Origin of the sequence: Neiella holothuriorum, from assembly GCF_019457915.1 — a bacterium.
In the GTDB taxonomy this organism is placed as follows: domain Bacteria; phylum Pseudomonadota; class Gammaproteobacteria; order Enterobacterales; family Neiellaceae; genus Neiella; species Neiella holothuriorum.
Genome location: NZ_JAHZSS010000017.1, coordinates 22,049 through 36,370 on the forward strand (window position 1 = coordinate 22,049; position 14,322 = coordinate 36,370).

A 14,322-nucleotide genomic window follows, 5' to 3' on the forward strand; every position below is an offset into this window, starting at 1 on the left:
CTAGCCTTTAATTAGTTTGCTTTAATTCATTAGAATTTTGGATTAAGTCAGAAGCAATAGCATTAAGCTGCTGCTGACGGTTGTTTATAAGCTTATGAAGCAGCGCATTCTCTTTGATGCTGGCTTCATAGAGCTTGGCAATCGTGTTCTGTGTTTCAATATCGGGCAGTGCAATGGGCGTTGCTGCAAGCACAGGTTTTCTGATGCTTATCTGAAAGCTGCCTTCGGCACTGCGCTTAAAATAGGTTTGCACAGGCGCTTGGTTAAGCTGCCAAGTTAAAAACTGTGGGTTGACCTTTTCTTGCCATTGCGGTTTTACCCTTAGCAGAAACAAGCTTGGCGCACAGGTGGTGCGCTCTAATTGCTTATTCACATAGCTTGCCAGATGTTTCGAGCCTTTGGCGCTAAATAACACATCACCTTGCTTGAGCCAGTCGGCATCTCGTTTACCTGTCAGGTCGGTAGTGATCAAATCATCCGTTATCAACTCGCCTAAAGCAGAGATGTCTTTAGCTTGTACGGCTTTAACGCTGCCACTAGGGATGGCTCTGATCGCCCCTCTAAATGGGTAACCCGCTTGAATCGTGACACAGTCGTTGAGTGTTACTGATGTAACCGTTTTCTGAACACTCATCTCTGAACGCATCCTTTTGGAGTGTTCAAGATTGCTTGCTCATTACTTTCAACCATTTGGCTGAGCCTCTTAGTTATTCCATGTTTGATATTGTGGCATCAACCTCATACCTAGCCAATGATTTTTTACAGTAATTGTATGATGCAAATAATGCTTTGACATTAAAACCTATCTCATCTATCTTTTTATTGCAGTAAACGAATGGTGCAATGGTGTGTAATGGTAAGTGTTATTAAAAATGAGGTGAATCTGGGTGATTTGCCGTACTTCAATCAGGAGTCTCGTTATGGGCAGCCATTACGCGAGGTGTCGTATCATTGTGATCGCGAGATCAGTAAGTTTCCTCGTTTACGCTCATTGACTCGTATTCACGATGTATTGGAAATGAATTTGTTTCTAGAGCATCGCTATAAAGGGCAGTTTATGCCTCCCAAGCGTGCCAATCAAACAAACAACCTTGGCGGGGTAAGTGTGTTGACGCTTAGCTCAACGGCCTATTCATTGAGCATTTTCCTGTCATGGCTTGAAGAAAACAATGTAGCGTGGCAAGAAGTGATTGCTATTGCCCCTTCAGAAAAAGCCAAATATTGGCTCCCTGTGTACCGTTTTCGCAAACACTTAATTGATCGAGTGGCCGCCAAAGAGATCGATCGTGACTCTGCCAATCTTTATATGAACCATATTCGCCAATTTTACGAGTGGGCGCTCAAGCAGCGCCGCATCGATAAAATTCCTTTCCAATACAAAACTCAAGTTATTAAGAAAAAGCGCAAAGATGGGGATATTGATTTCCTATTTAGTGGTCAGTTTGCTCAAGAGCGTGGTATCACGGTAACAACCACCGACTTGCTCATACCTAAGAAGTACAAACAGAAGACTTTTAACCAGAATGAATTAGCGCCCTATAGCCGTAAGGAATTGGAACTGCTTTACGCAAGCAAGGAACTAACCAAACCAGCATCAAGGTTGTGGGTAGAATTGGCGCACCAATGTGGGTTAAGAGCCGATGAGGTAGCGACATTTCCAGCTTCGGCAGTCAAAGACCCTGCGTTTATCACTGACAAAATCTTTTACGTTGAAATCACAGGCAAGCTGAGTAAGACCAGAAAGGTCATGGTTTCGAGTGCGCTTATGGCGAGTTTATGGGGCTATCTAAACTCGACTGAGCGGCAGCGCCGACTAGGTAAATGGCAGCTAGAGCATGGTGAGAGTGATACTGCACCACTGTTTATTAATCGCTCTGGCAAGCCAATGATTGCTAAGTCAGTGAGTAACGTCATTTCTAAAGTGAGATCAGAGTTAAAAGAGGAATCATTAAAACGAGATTTTCACGACCTCCGCTCTACCTTTGCCACGAACCTTGCCAAGTTCATGCTTAAGCAAAACCTGCCGATTGGCTTTATTCAATACAAGTTAATGCAACTGCTTGGACACAGTGATTTTGCTACTACGCAGAAGTACATCAACTTTGCACGTTCAGAAACCTTTGATAAGCAGATGTCGAGTTGGGTCGATAAGCTGTTTGGTGAACATTTACCTAGCCTACACAGTGATTTACTCGCAATACAGCAAGGTGGTGAGCATGAGTAAGGTTACGCTTGAACTGCCTGTTGGTAATACCAACATCACGGACTTATTCGAATTTTCACCTGCTTTAGTGGAGGACTTGAAGCAAATCTTGGCCAGTGAACGATATCAAGGAGAGAAAGGCCATAATCTACGCTCAATGTCTGCACGATTTCGTGTGGTATTAACAGCTTGCCGATTTGTTATTGCCAATAACATCAATGCAGAATTGCTTAAACAAGGGTTTAGTGGCTTTGTTAAGGAGCATCATGCGCTATTGAAATCAATCTACCTCAGTGATATCCGCAAAGAATTGTGTAATGAACTGGTGTTTGCCATTGGTATTTTCATGGGAAGACCGCTGCTAAAGCATCACTATCAATCGGATTTATGGGCCTTTTACTTTAAAGAACAAGATGCTTGGCGACACATTGATAGCGCAGATCTAAAAGCGGCTATGCCAAAGATCCATGCTGAGATGACATCCTTGCTAAGCTGCGAGACTGAGCTGTTGTCGCAAAAAAGCTACAGTATGGAAACGCTCCATACTCGCTTTTCAAAAGCCAAGCGATTGTTATTAGAGCGCTTAGCTCCGCAATTTAAAGACGAGTTGGAGGAGCATGGTTTACAAGCGTTAAGTGTTGATAACAATCGCATCCAAAAATCACTGTTTCAAGCCATTCAAAGTGATGTTCAGCAAAAGAGTATATCACTCCGAACGGGGACAGGTTACTTTGAAGTCATACGCTGGTTAATGGAAGTGACAGGACAAGAGGTTGTCGATGCCTATCGAATATCGATGCAACGTTACCAAACTCATGCCAAGCGAGAATCACTAGAAAAGACCTACAGTGATGAAGAGTTAACAGAGTTGGTCTTCCACGTAGAGAAAGCCATTGAACAAGCAAAAGAAAGTAAGCCGCTAATCGCTCTATACTTTGCCAAAATCCAGTTAAAAACTTGCTGGAACACTGCGCCAATGTGTGCAATTGAACTCTCTGATATCAAAGAGATTGAGTTACCCACGTCGAAAAAGACGATGGCGATCATGCTGCAAAAAGCGCGTAAAGGCTACGACATTGATACTTATCAACTTGATGGTCGCACGGTGAACAGCGTGATGCAGGACTTGTTGCAAGTAAAAGTGCTCACTGAACAGTACCGAGAGGCTCACTCGCCATTTCAATCACTTCTGTTTGTTTATGAAGAGTACGGAGAGATCGGCTGCGTTAAAGGCACTAATGCCACATCATACATAAACAACCTACTGGAACAGCAAGGTTGCCGCGTGCGATACAACTCTCAGCGTATTCGTAAATCAGGTGCAAACCACATCTACCGTGAAGTGGCGAAAGATTTGCGCAAATACAAGCAGCGGATGCGCCATTCCTATTCGACATTTATTCAGCACTACAAGCAAGTGGAAGAAGCCGATACTCAAACCAATCTCGGCGATGCAGTGCAAACCATGCAGAGCTACTTTACGGGGCGTGAGATCAGCTCTGACATCATTATTATGGACAAAGATGATACCGATCTACAGCAGACGCCAACGGGGCTATGTGCCTCCAAGGGCAATGACATAGAAGCGCAGCAATATCACAAAGAGCATCGATTGTTACATAAGGATAATGGCCGTGAGTCGACATGGTGCAGTGACTATCTAGCCTGTATTTGGTGCAAGTATTTTCGAACTGTCGCAGACCCAGAACATGTGTGGCAGCTTCTGAGTTATCGGGACTATGTCTTGGCGGATATGAGGGCGAGTGTGTCCAATCTAGAGGGCAACGAGCAACAAACGGAAGCAATAGAAGTATTGAAAGACCGAGTGAATGATATTCTGCATCAGCTTGAGAACAGAGATCATAAAGCAGTCGAACAAGCTAAAGAGATGCAGCGAAATCAAGGCATGCACCCATTCTGGTCATTTGCTATTTCAACAGTCGCGGTATAGGGGAAAGTTCATGATACATGACGTGGTAGACACAGTTTTGAGTGTTGATGGTGCCATTCGATTGCGCCCTTTTTCTACGGAAGAATACCAACGATTAGCCTCCACGGTTTTATGGCAAGCAAACCGAAACACGGGAACGATGATAAGCCGTTTCAGTGATGATTCTTGGCTACGAGGGGGCGAAAAGTCGTCCATCACCTTCCACCAAGCAGATGAAGAGTTGGGGTATGAACTGAGAGCGATAACGTTAGGGATGCTTACGCATGGTGCGGGTGAAGGTATGCAGCCTGTCAAATGGGGAACAACCAAACGAATTATTCGTTGCAGCAAACGATTTGGTCTTTGGTTGCAGGAGCAGAACATTCGATCGTTACACCAGTTAGATGTATTGCCCTTGTTGAGATTAAGGCATCTTATTGGCAAGTTTTTGACGGATAATAACGCGTCAAAGCATGTTCATATCGCACAGGAGGTATCGAGTGCGCTGTATTGGTGGCAACAATACGGCATTATTAAGTCAGCCGAACGTGTGGATTTATTTAATGAATTACTCAGTCCGCTGATTGCCCTTAAATCCTCTTTACGTCAGAAGCATGCGGTGATCCCAACTCGCATAATGAAATTAATGCTGAAGGAGTGCGAAGAGCAACTTGAGCTTGCGGAGAGGCATTTTGACCAATGGCAAGTCATCCAACTGGGCTTGAATAACCGTATTGCAGGGCTTAATCCTGGCCACTTTAATCATGACACCTTTATCGATGCTTTAAGTGAAACTGAAGCAGAAGAGCTAAATCATTTGCATGCGTATTTTGAACGCATCAGGCGCTATGTTTTTGTACTTGTTATGGCCTATTCGGGGATGAGGCACAGTGAGGCAATGGCGCTGGACGACGATGCTGCATTTAGCCGTGATGGTATTTATTACTTACGTTCAGAGTTGTCAAAAACTACAGATGGCAGCCAAGCGCTAGAATGGGTAGTCAGTGAACAAGCGTATAGAGGGGTTGGGTTACTTGGCAAGATGAACGCGATTTATCGTGAACGTGCCAAGCAACTTATTCAATACTATTCGAACTCACTGCCTGAAAAGCGATTGCTTGACCTTAAATTTGGAGCCAAAGACAACAAACTATTTCGAGTGAAACACACTAAGCAGTCGGCATGGTTTAGTAATCAATCCAAGGCAACGAAGAACGGTTTCAATAACGTGAATACCTTGTTCAGCATCTCTGTGACTCAAGCGGATATTGATCAGTTGGAAACGTTGGGGTGTAATGTTCAATCTGTCTCTGCAACGAGTAAAAACTTCCGCTTACCTTACCTAGTCGGCATCCCGTTTAACTTTACCTCTCACCAATTTCGACATACGTTCGCTTGGTTTATTGTGGCTAATCGTTTGGGTGATCTTGATGACATCAAGTACCAATACAAGCACTTAGAAAGCAGTATGACGCTGGTTTATAGTCATCGCGGTTACGACTCTATGGCTGAACTGGTACGCCTGACCGAAAGCTTTGAAGTCTATTTAACCGAGCAAGCCATGACGGATATGGTTAGCGCAGCCGAGCAAGGTCATTTGGCTGGTCGAGGCGGACAGAAGTTTGTCGAGAGACTAAAGCAGGTGCTTGGTGATGACTTTGAAAGTGGATCTTCACCGCACTTCGCCAATATGCAAGAACTACTAGCCTATACCGCCAAGCACTCGTCAAATTTCAGAGGGCTATCTCATGGATACTGTACCAAAGGCACTGGCTGCAAAGTTCGTAACGCGGCTGATCCAAGCCATTGCATCAACTGTGACTCTTATATAGCGACACCGAAACATTTACCTCATTGGTTAGTGATAAAGCAGCGCTGTGAGCAACAACTAACGGCGTTTGAGCAATTCCCCGAAGAGATGCAGCCAAGGTTTGCGTCGTTTAAGGGCGCACTCACCGATAACTTACATGCGGCTAATCGAATCATTGAACAACTGCAAATCAACATTAAGGAAGCCTAATGGAAACTGAAACAAGACAGCAACTTGAAGCCATTGTGACCGAGATGATTGCAACAGGCGAAAAGATAAATGTGAGCCGAGTAGCAGCAAAGGCAGGTGTTTCTAATGCTCTGATTTATAATCGTTATCCTGAGTTAAAGGTACGTATTCAGGCTGCCAAAGAGACACAGCAAAGCCGAAAGGAACAAATTGAGGTTACGACTGAGGTTGAGAAACTTAAGTCTAAGCTCGATAAGGCAAAGCAAAAGCAAGAAGAAGCAGAATTAATGGCTTGCTCGTACCAAAAGCAAAACGAGCAGCTTTGGGAGCATATACAAGAAGTTTATTCGATGTACGACCAAGTGCTAGCAGAGCGGAATGACTTTGCTGAGCGTTTGAAGTTTTCTGTATTGGATGAAAGTAAAGTTACTTAAAGGCGGTTTAATAACAGGTTTCGCTAATCAAATAATTAGCATTCGATAGCTATAGACAGTCCAATGTATGTTTAATGAAAGTATTATGGGTGTGATGGTATCTATCCTGCCTTATCGCAAGTTTATATCCCTAAAATAACCCAAGTATTGATAGTATTGGGTATCTAGGCTGAATGAAGTTTCAGTTTTAATCAACGGAGGTTAAGGAGTCTTTTATGAATCGTCCTGTAATTAATAGTTGTACACGGTGTAACGGTACTGGTTACATAGGTAAATGGAAGCATATCGCTAACGGTATTTGCTTTGAATGTCAGAGTGAACACGGTTATGTGCGTGGTGAATATCAGTCATCACACCGTAACAACTACCGTTCTCGTGTAGCACGCATGAAGGATAAATATGCCGCGGAAATTAAGGCTAAGATGTTGCCTGATTCTGACAGTATTCTTTCAGCGGCACCACCAGTAAATAGTGAGACGTTCAATACAATGTGTTCGCTTGCAGAGGAAGGCTTTGATGATGAAGTGTTGTACGATTTAGCTCATCAAATGCGCCATTCGGTTGGTAGTGATGTTTGTAACGCATCCGTTACTGAACGACGCATGATAAAAGAGGGCACAATTACTATTGAGAGCTGCATACTTAAGCGAACCGTTCTTGAGATTGATGGTGTTGTTTATGATAAGGGTGGTAATTGGTCTAAAAGCGATACTCCATACCTAAATGGTGTTGATACTCTAGATATAATTCGTTTTCCTGATAGTAAGATTCTTGAGCTTATGAAAGGCGATCGAATCAAAGTCATATCATAAGGCCCTGTACACGATAGTCTTGTGTTCAAAATGGAACTTGTCTTCAAGGGTGAGTTGACTCCTGCTATCGTCTCAAAACGCACTAGAGAACGTGATTCTCACATTTCCTGGCGTTATAGCGTTTACTACTAGTGACAAAATATTTATCTTGAGAAATATGTCTAAGTAACACTTTCCTTTCATATCGTACCTAAACTGTTAATTTCGAGTTTATAATCCCTAAAAACTGTTACTAGCTTAGATGCTTTGTATTTGCGAGGTGTAACAGTTTTAGTAACACCTCAAAAATTCCATTAACTTTACGCCGCATGAAGTCTCGGTACTGATGTCGCACATCATCGCCCACGAATTAAAACACAAAGACACCATCGAGATTTACGACCCAACCTCTGGCTCAGGCTCTCTACTGATCAATATTGGTGAAGCGGTCGAAAAATACGCCAAAAGCAAAGACAGCATTACCTATTATGCGCAAGAATTAAAAGCGAATACCTATAACCTTACCCGTATGAACCTGATCATGCGCGGGATTAAAGCCAGCAACATTAAAACCCGTAACGGTGACACCCTAGAAGACGATTGGCCCTACTTCGATGAAAACGATCCGCAAGGCACTTACCATGCGCTGTATGTGGATGCGGTCGTCTCCAATCCGCCTTACTCACAAGCCTGGGACCCAAGTTTTAAAGACAGTGACCCGCGTTATTCGCGTTTTGGCTTAGCGCCTAAAACCAAAGCCGACTTTGCCTTTTTGCTGCACGACCTTTACCACCTGAAACCCGATGGCATTATGACCATTGTATTGCCCCATGGGGTGCTGTTCCGTGGCGGTGAAGAAGGCGAAATTCGCAAGCAGCTGATTGAACAGAACCATATAGATGCCATTATTGGCTTACCGTCCAATATCTTTTTTGGCACCGGTATTCCTACGGTGATTTTGGTGCTTAAACAAAAAAGGCAAAATACCGAAGTGTTGATTGTGGATGCCTCCAAGCATTTTGTTAAAGAAGGCAAAAACAACAAACTGCAAGCCAGTGACATCAAGCGCATAGTAGATGCAGTCATCAACCGAGAAAGTATCGAAAAATTCTCTCAAGTAGTGAGTAAGCAAACTCTGCGCGACAATGGCTACAACTTAAACATACCCCGTTATGTAGATTCGTCACCAGCCGCTGAAAGCTGGGATTTACACGCCACTATGCTCGGCGGCATCCCAAATAGCGAAATTGCGCAGCTACACCCGTATTGGCAAGCCTTCCCGCAATTGCACGATGCGCTGTTTGTGGCCAAATCTGCCGCCTATAGTGAATTAGCCATTGCCAAACAAGACGTTAATGCAACCATTACCCAGCACTCACAAGTCATCGAGTTTATCAGTGCTTATAACCAAGCTTTTGCTGGTTTTGATGACTATTTAAACAATACGCTTATTCAAGGCTGGCAAGCGGTTAACCGTAACCAGCAAGAGCCTGAATTAAGCACCGAGTTATTTACACGCTTAGCACCCATTGCCTTAATCGACAAATACCAAGCCTACCAATTTTTAAACAACCAATGGCAAGTGATAAGTAACGATTTAGAAATGATGCAAACCGAGGGTTTTACCGCCACCACGCAAGTTGATCCAAATATTGTGGTTAAAAAAGTTAAGGGCAAAGATACCGAAGTACAAGACGGCTGGAAAGGCCACATCATGCCATTTGATTTAGTACAACAAACCTACTTGAGCGATGACCTAGCGGCACTGGCAAAACAAGAAAACCGCCTTGTCGAAATCGCCAGCTCGCTGGAAGAAATACTCGAATCACTAAGCGAAGAAGACAAAGAGCAAGACACGGTAAAAGAAAGCAAAGACGGCTTTGCCAATGCCGAAGTCGCCAAGGCGGCGAAAGCTTTCCTAAAAGAGCAAAAAGAGACCAAAACTAAGTTCTCAGCCGACAGCCCTGAGCCAGAGGAAAGTTATAAAGCAAAAATCATTAAGGCCAATAAACTCATCGATGAAGACAAAGCTCTGAAAAAAGCGGTCAAAGAAGCACAAATCGCGTTGCACTTAAAAACCAAAACCACCATCGAGGGTTTAAGTGAGAGCCAAGTGAACGAACTGCTGCACCTAAAATGGATCGCGCCATTAAGCCAAGAGCTTGCTTCCATGCCAAGTGTCGTGATTTCAGAGTTGACCAGCCAAGTACAATCCCTTGCCGATAAATATGCGGTGACCTATTCGCAAGTGGCGAATGAGATTAAAACCACCGAACAAGAACTAGCTGACATGATGGGTGAGCTAACCGGTAACGAGTTTGATCAGCAGGGATTAAATGAGCTCACCAACTTGTTGAAGGGTGCTTAGGATGAGTGTTGAAAAGAATATGCCTGCGATTCGCTTTAAGGGGTTTGGTGGTGAGTGGAACGAAAGCTCAATTGGCGAAATTTGTGGCTCAACTTTTGGTGGTGGTACTCCATCGACGAACGATAAAGATTTCTGGCAAGGTGAAATTCCTTGGATTCAATCCTCTGACCTAAAAGACGGCATTCTTAGCTCCGTTACTGCAAAGAAATACATTACTAAATTGGCTGTAAACAAGTCAGCGACTAAGTTGATCTCTGGCAACTCCATCGCAATTGTTACGCGAGTTGGCGTAGGAAAACTTTCTTTGATGCAAGGCGAGTATGCTACAAGTCAAGACTTTTTATCACTAAGCGATTTAAAAATTGATTCACAATACGCTGTTTACGTTATTTGGAAACAATTGCAAATTGAAAAAGAACAAGTTCAAGGAACTTCGATAAAAGGAATTACAAAGGATGAGTTGCTAGGAAAGTGTATAAGCTACCCAGAAACCGAAGAAGAACAAACCGCCATCGGCAACACCTTCCAAAAACTCGACAACCTAATCAACCAACACCAACAAAAGCATGACAAGCTCAGCAACATTAAAAAAGCCATGCTGGAAAAGATGTTCCCCAAACAAGGCGAAACCATGCCAGAAATCCGCTTTAAAGGGTTTAGTGGGGAGTGGGAGGAAAAACATCTAAACCATGAAGTTGAGCTTTTTAGTGGGCTGACGTACTCACCAAAAGACATACGAAAAGATGGTGTTTTTGTTATTCGTTCTTCAAATGTAAAAAATGGTCAACTTGTTCAAGCTGATAATGTTTACGTAAATCCTGAAGTAGTTAATTGCAGCAATGTAGAAAAAGGAGACATAATTGTTGTTGTACGTAACGGTTCAAGATCCTTAATTGGAAAGCATGCACAAGTAGATTCATGCATGGATAAAACGGTTATTGGGGCTTTTATGACAGGGATTAGAGGTAAACAGCCTGCGTTTATCAATGCTCTATTTGATACTAACCAATTTACATCTCAAGTTGAGAAAAATTTAGGTGCAACCATTAATCAAATTACTAATGGTGCTTTTAATAGCATGGTTTTTATGTTCCCAGATGTGCTAGAACAAACCGCCATCGGCAATTATTTCCAAAAACTAGATGCGCTGATCAACCAACATCAGCAACAAATCACCAAACTCAATAACATCAAGCAAGCCTGCTTGAGCAAAATGTTTGTTTAGCAGGGAGCACCACCATGACGACGTTTAAAAGCGAAGCACAATTTGAGCAGGCCTTTATCGAGGTGCTTACCCACAAGGGCTGGGAAAGCGAGATACTTAAAAACAAAACCGAAGCGGATTTACTGCAAAACTGGGCGAACATTTTATTTGAGAACAATCGCCAGCAAGACCGCTTAAACGATGTGCCACTGACGGCAACGGAAATGCAGCAGATTATTGAGCAGATCAAAGAGCTAAAAACACCGCTAAAGCTCAATGGCTTAATCAACGGCAAAACCGTGGCCATTAAGCGCGATAACCCCGCTGATAGTTTGCATCTTGGTAAAGAAGTCAGCCTTAAGATTTACGATCGCCAAGAAATTGCCGCAGGCCAAAGCCGTTACCAAATTGTCCAGCAACCTAAGTTTGAACGCGGTAGCCCACTGCGTAATGACAGACGTGGTGATGTGTTGTTACTGATTAACGGTATGCCTGTCATTCATGTTGAACTTAAACGTAGTGGTGTGCCAGTAAGCCAAGCGGTTAACCAAATTGAGAAGTATTCTAAAGAAGGTATTTTTAGTGGCCTATTTTCACTCATTCAAGTGTTTGTCGCTATGGAGCCTAATGAGGCCAAATACTTTGCTAACCCAGGGCTAGATGGCAAGTTTAATCCCGATTACCAATTCAATTGGGCCGATTTTAATAACGAGCCCATGAACCATTGGAAAGACATTGCCTCGACGTTGTTATCCATCCCTATGGCGCACCAGTTGATTGGTTTTTACACCGTTGCCGATGATACCGATGGCGTGCTCAAGGTAATGCGAAGCTATCAGTATTACGCCGCCAATGCGATATCGGATAAGGTAGCCAAAACCAATTGGCAACAATTGGGTAGCGCCAATAACCCAGACCGCTTGGGCGGCTATGTGTGGCATACCACGGGCTCTGGCAAAACCATGACCAGTTTTAAATCAGCACAGCTCATTGCCCAATCAAAAGATGCCGATAAAGTCATTTTTTTGATGGATCGCATTGAACTAGGTACTCAGTCGCTGGCGGAATACCGAAATTTTGCAGGCGATGGTGAAGATGTACAAGCCACCGAAAATACCCATGTATTGGTAACCAAGTTAAAAAGCACGTCCCCAGCCGATACCCTCATTGTTAGCTCTATTCAAAAAATGAGTAATATTTTTGAAGATGTCTCCAGTGACAAAGAGCAGGATGAAGGCACTGCAACGCTGATATCCACAAATACAGCAGATATTGAAAAAATTCGCGCTAAACGCTTGGTATTTATTATTGACGAGGCGCACCGTTCAACCTTTGGCGACATGCTGATCATTATTAAACGTACCTTTCCACGCGCTTTGTTTTTTGGTTTTACTGGCACGCCGATCCAAGAAGAAAATGAAAAAAACGGCAATACCACCAGTACCGTATTCGGCAACGAGCTGCACCGCTACAGCATAGCCGATGGTATTCGCGATGGTAACGTACTCGGCTTTGATCCCTATAAAATACCTACTTTTAGAGACAGCGACCTAAAACAAGCAGTTGCCCTTGAACAAGCGAAAGCGGAGTCGGTAGCTGAAGCTATGGATAATCCCGCCAAAAAGAAAAAATTTAATTATTTTATGAATGAAGTGCCTATGGCTGGCTACAAAGACGCCACAGGTAAATACCACAAAGGTATTGAAGATTATGTGCCTAAAAGTCAGTACCTAAGCGAGACTCACCAAGCCAAAGTGGTAGAAGATATTTTACACAAATGGGATGTGCTAAGCCAAGGCAATAAGTTTCATGCGATTTTGGCTACTAACAGTATTGCTGAAGCCATTGATTATTACCGTCTGCTAAAGGCTGCTAAGCCTGATTTAAAAGTATCAGCACTGTTTGATCCTAACATTGATAATGACGGCAGTGGCGACCGAGGGCCAACATTTAAAGGTGATGGCTTGGATGAGATTATGCGTGACTATAATGCGCGTTATGGCCACGATTTTGATTTTGCCCGCCATGCAGCATTTAAGAAAGATCTAGCCGCACGCCTTGCTCACAAAAAACCTTATGAGCGTATTCATACAGATCCCACAAAACAGTTGGATTTATTGATTGTTGTAGACCAAATGCTCACCGGTTTTGACTCCAAGTGGCTGAATGTCTTGTATTTAGATAAGGTAATTAAATACCAAAACATCATCCAAGCCTTCTCTCGTACCAATCGATTGTTTGGCCCCGATAAGCCTCATGGTGTTATCCGTTACTATCGTTACCCGCATACGATGGAGCAACATATTAACGATGCGGTAAAACTATACTCTGGCGACAGACCCATAGGGTTGTTTGTAGATAGGCTAGAAAGCAACTTAGAAGCAATGAATGAACTATTCGGTGATATTACCGAGTTGTTCATCAGTGCCGGTGTGGCAAATTTTGAAAAACTGCCAGAAGATGTTGAAGCGTGCGCAAAGCTCGCTGAACTATTTAAAGTATTTAACCAGCATCTAGAAGCAGCGAAGGTACAAGGTTTACATTGGGAACAGTCGGTCTATACATTCACGACGGACGCTTCAACAGGCGAAAATGGCACTGAACATGAGGTTACTCTCGCCATTGATGAGCAAACCTACCTGAGCCTCGCGCTGCGTTATAAAGAGCTCGCATCAAAAGGTGATGGTGGTGGTGCGGGTGGCGGCGATGTGCCTTTTGATATTAGTGGCTATTTGACGGAAATTGATACTGGAAAGATTGATGCCGACTATATGAATAGTCGTTTTGATAAATATTTAAAAGAGCTAAATCAGCATAATGATCAAGCCAGCATTGAACTTACGCTCAACGAACTGCACAAGTCATTTTCTTCACTGACGCAAGCTGAACAAAAATACGCCAAGCTTTTCTTACATGATTTACAGCGTGGCGATGCAAAGTTAATAGAAGGCCATACTTTCAGAGATTACATCAACACCTACAAAGACAATGCTGAAAATGCCCAGATTAATGCCATTGTTAATGCGTTAGGTTTAGATAAAAGCCAGCTTATTAGCTTATTAAACGATAGTGTTAATGAGAAAAACCTTAATAATTTCGGTCGCTTTGACGCACTTAAAGACACTGTTGATAAGGCAAAAGCCAAAGTTTATTTTGAAAAATTAGATGGCCTAAGCATTCCGCCCTTTAAGCTCAATATTCGCATTGATCAGTTTTTAAAGCAGTTTATTTTTGCTCAGGCTGATGATCTCTTGAATGATGTAGTAGATATGCTTGATGGAGTAATGGAAGAGTCATGAGTAGCCAATCTCATTCTCTTTGCACTGTTAACTTGGTTGATTCAGCTATCTCAGTGAGAGAGTGGTCGCTGTTTTTACGAAAAAGTATCCAGGA

Annotated in this window: 9 protein-coding genes; 8 read left to right on the plus strand and 1 reads right to left on the minus strand. The window is 43.1% G+C overall.

All coding sequences use genetic code 11. The features are described 5' to 3' along the window. Positions 1-7: 7 nt before the first annotated feature. The gene (locus K0504_RS13215) at positions 8-634 is read right to left on the minus strand and encodes a restriction endonuclease subunit S (RefSeq protein ID WP_220104663.1); all 627 of its coding nucleotides are present in this window, start codon (positions 632-634) and stop codon (positions 8-10) included. A 219-nt stretch (positions 635-853) separates the two neighbouring features. Between K0504_RS13215 and K0504_RS13220 the strand changes: the two genes are divergently transcribed. The 8 genes from K0504_RS13220 (at position 854) to K0504_RS13255 (ending at position 14,228) form a co-directional block, all read left to right on the plus strand. Then, positions 854-2,224, plus strand: a complete 1,371-nt coding sequence (locus K0504_RS13220; RefSeq protein WP_220104664.1) for a tyrosine-type recombinase/integrase — start codon at positions 854-856, stop codon at positions 2,222-2,224. Beyond that, a complete protein-coding gene (locus tag K0504_RS13225) occupies positions 2,217-4,154 on the plus strand; it encodes a hypothetical protein (RefSeq protein ID WP_220104665.1) in 1,938 nt (645 codons plus the stop codon). Before K0504_RS13220 ends, K0504_RS13225 begins: the two co-directional genes overlap by 8 nt. Before the next feature lie 10 nt (positions 4,155-4,164). Continuing rightward, positions 4,165-6,153, plus strand: coding sequence for a site-specific integrase (locus K0504_RS13230; protein WP_220104666.1), 1,989 nt, complete (start codon positions 4,165-4,167; stop codon positions 6,151-6,153). After that, positions 6,153-6,566 carry a hypothetical protein gene (locus K0504_RS13235; protein ID WP_220104667.1) on the plus strand — a complete coding sequence of 138 codons (414 nt, stop codon included), beginning with the start codon at positions 6,153-6,155 and terminating at the stop codon, positions 6,564-6,566. Before K0504_RS13230 ends, K0504_RS13235 begins: the two co-directional genes overlap by 1 nt. Before the next feature lie 215 nt (positions 6,567-6,781). Beyond that, on the plus strand, positions 6,782-7,378 hold the full coding sequence (locus K0504_RS13240) for a hypothetical protein (RefSeq protein ID WP_220104668.1): 597 nt from the start codon (positions 6,782-6,784) through the stop codon (positions 7,376-7,378). 292 nt (positions 7,379-7,670) lie between these two features. Beyond that, complete coding sequence (locus tag K0504_RS13245; protein WP_318837978.1) at positions 7,671-9,725, plus strand: type I restriction-modification system subunit M; 2,055 nt, start codon at positions 7,671-7,673, stop codon at positions 9,723-9,725. A 1-nt stretch (position 9,726) separates the two neighbouring features. Beyond that, positions 9,727-10,950: a restriction endonuclease subunit S gene (locus K0504_RS13250; RefSeq protein ID WP_220104669.1), complete on the plus strand. Its 1,224-nt coding sequence runs from the start codon at positions 9,727-9,729 to the stop codon at positions 10,948-10,950. A 14-nt stretch (positions 10,951-10,964) separates the two neighbouring features. Further along, positions 10,965-14,228 carry a type I restriction endonuclease subunit R gene (locus tag K0504_RS13255; protein ID WP_220104670.1) on the plus strand — a complete coding sequence of 1,088 codons (3,264 nt, stop codon included), beginning with the start codon at positions 10,965-10,967 and terminating at the stop codon, positions 14,226-14,228. Positions 14,229-14,322 lie beyond the last annotated feature (94 nt).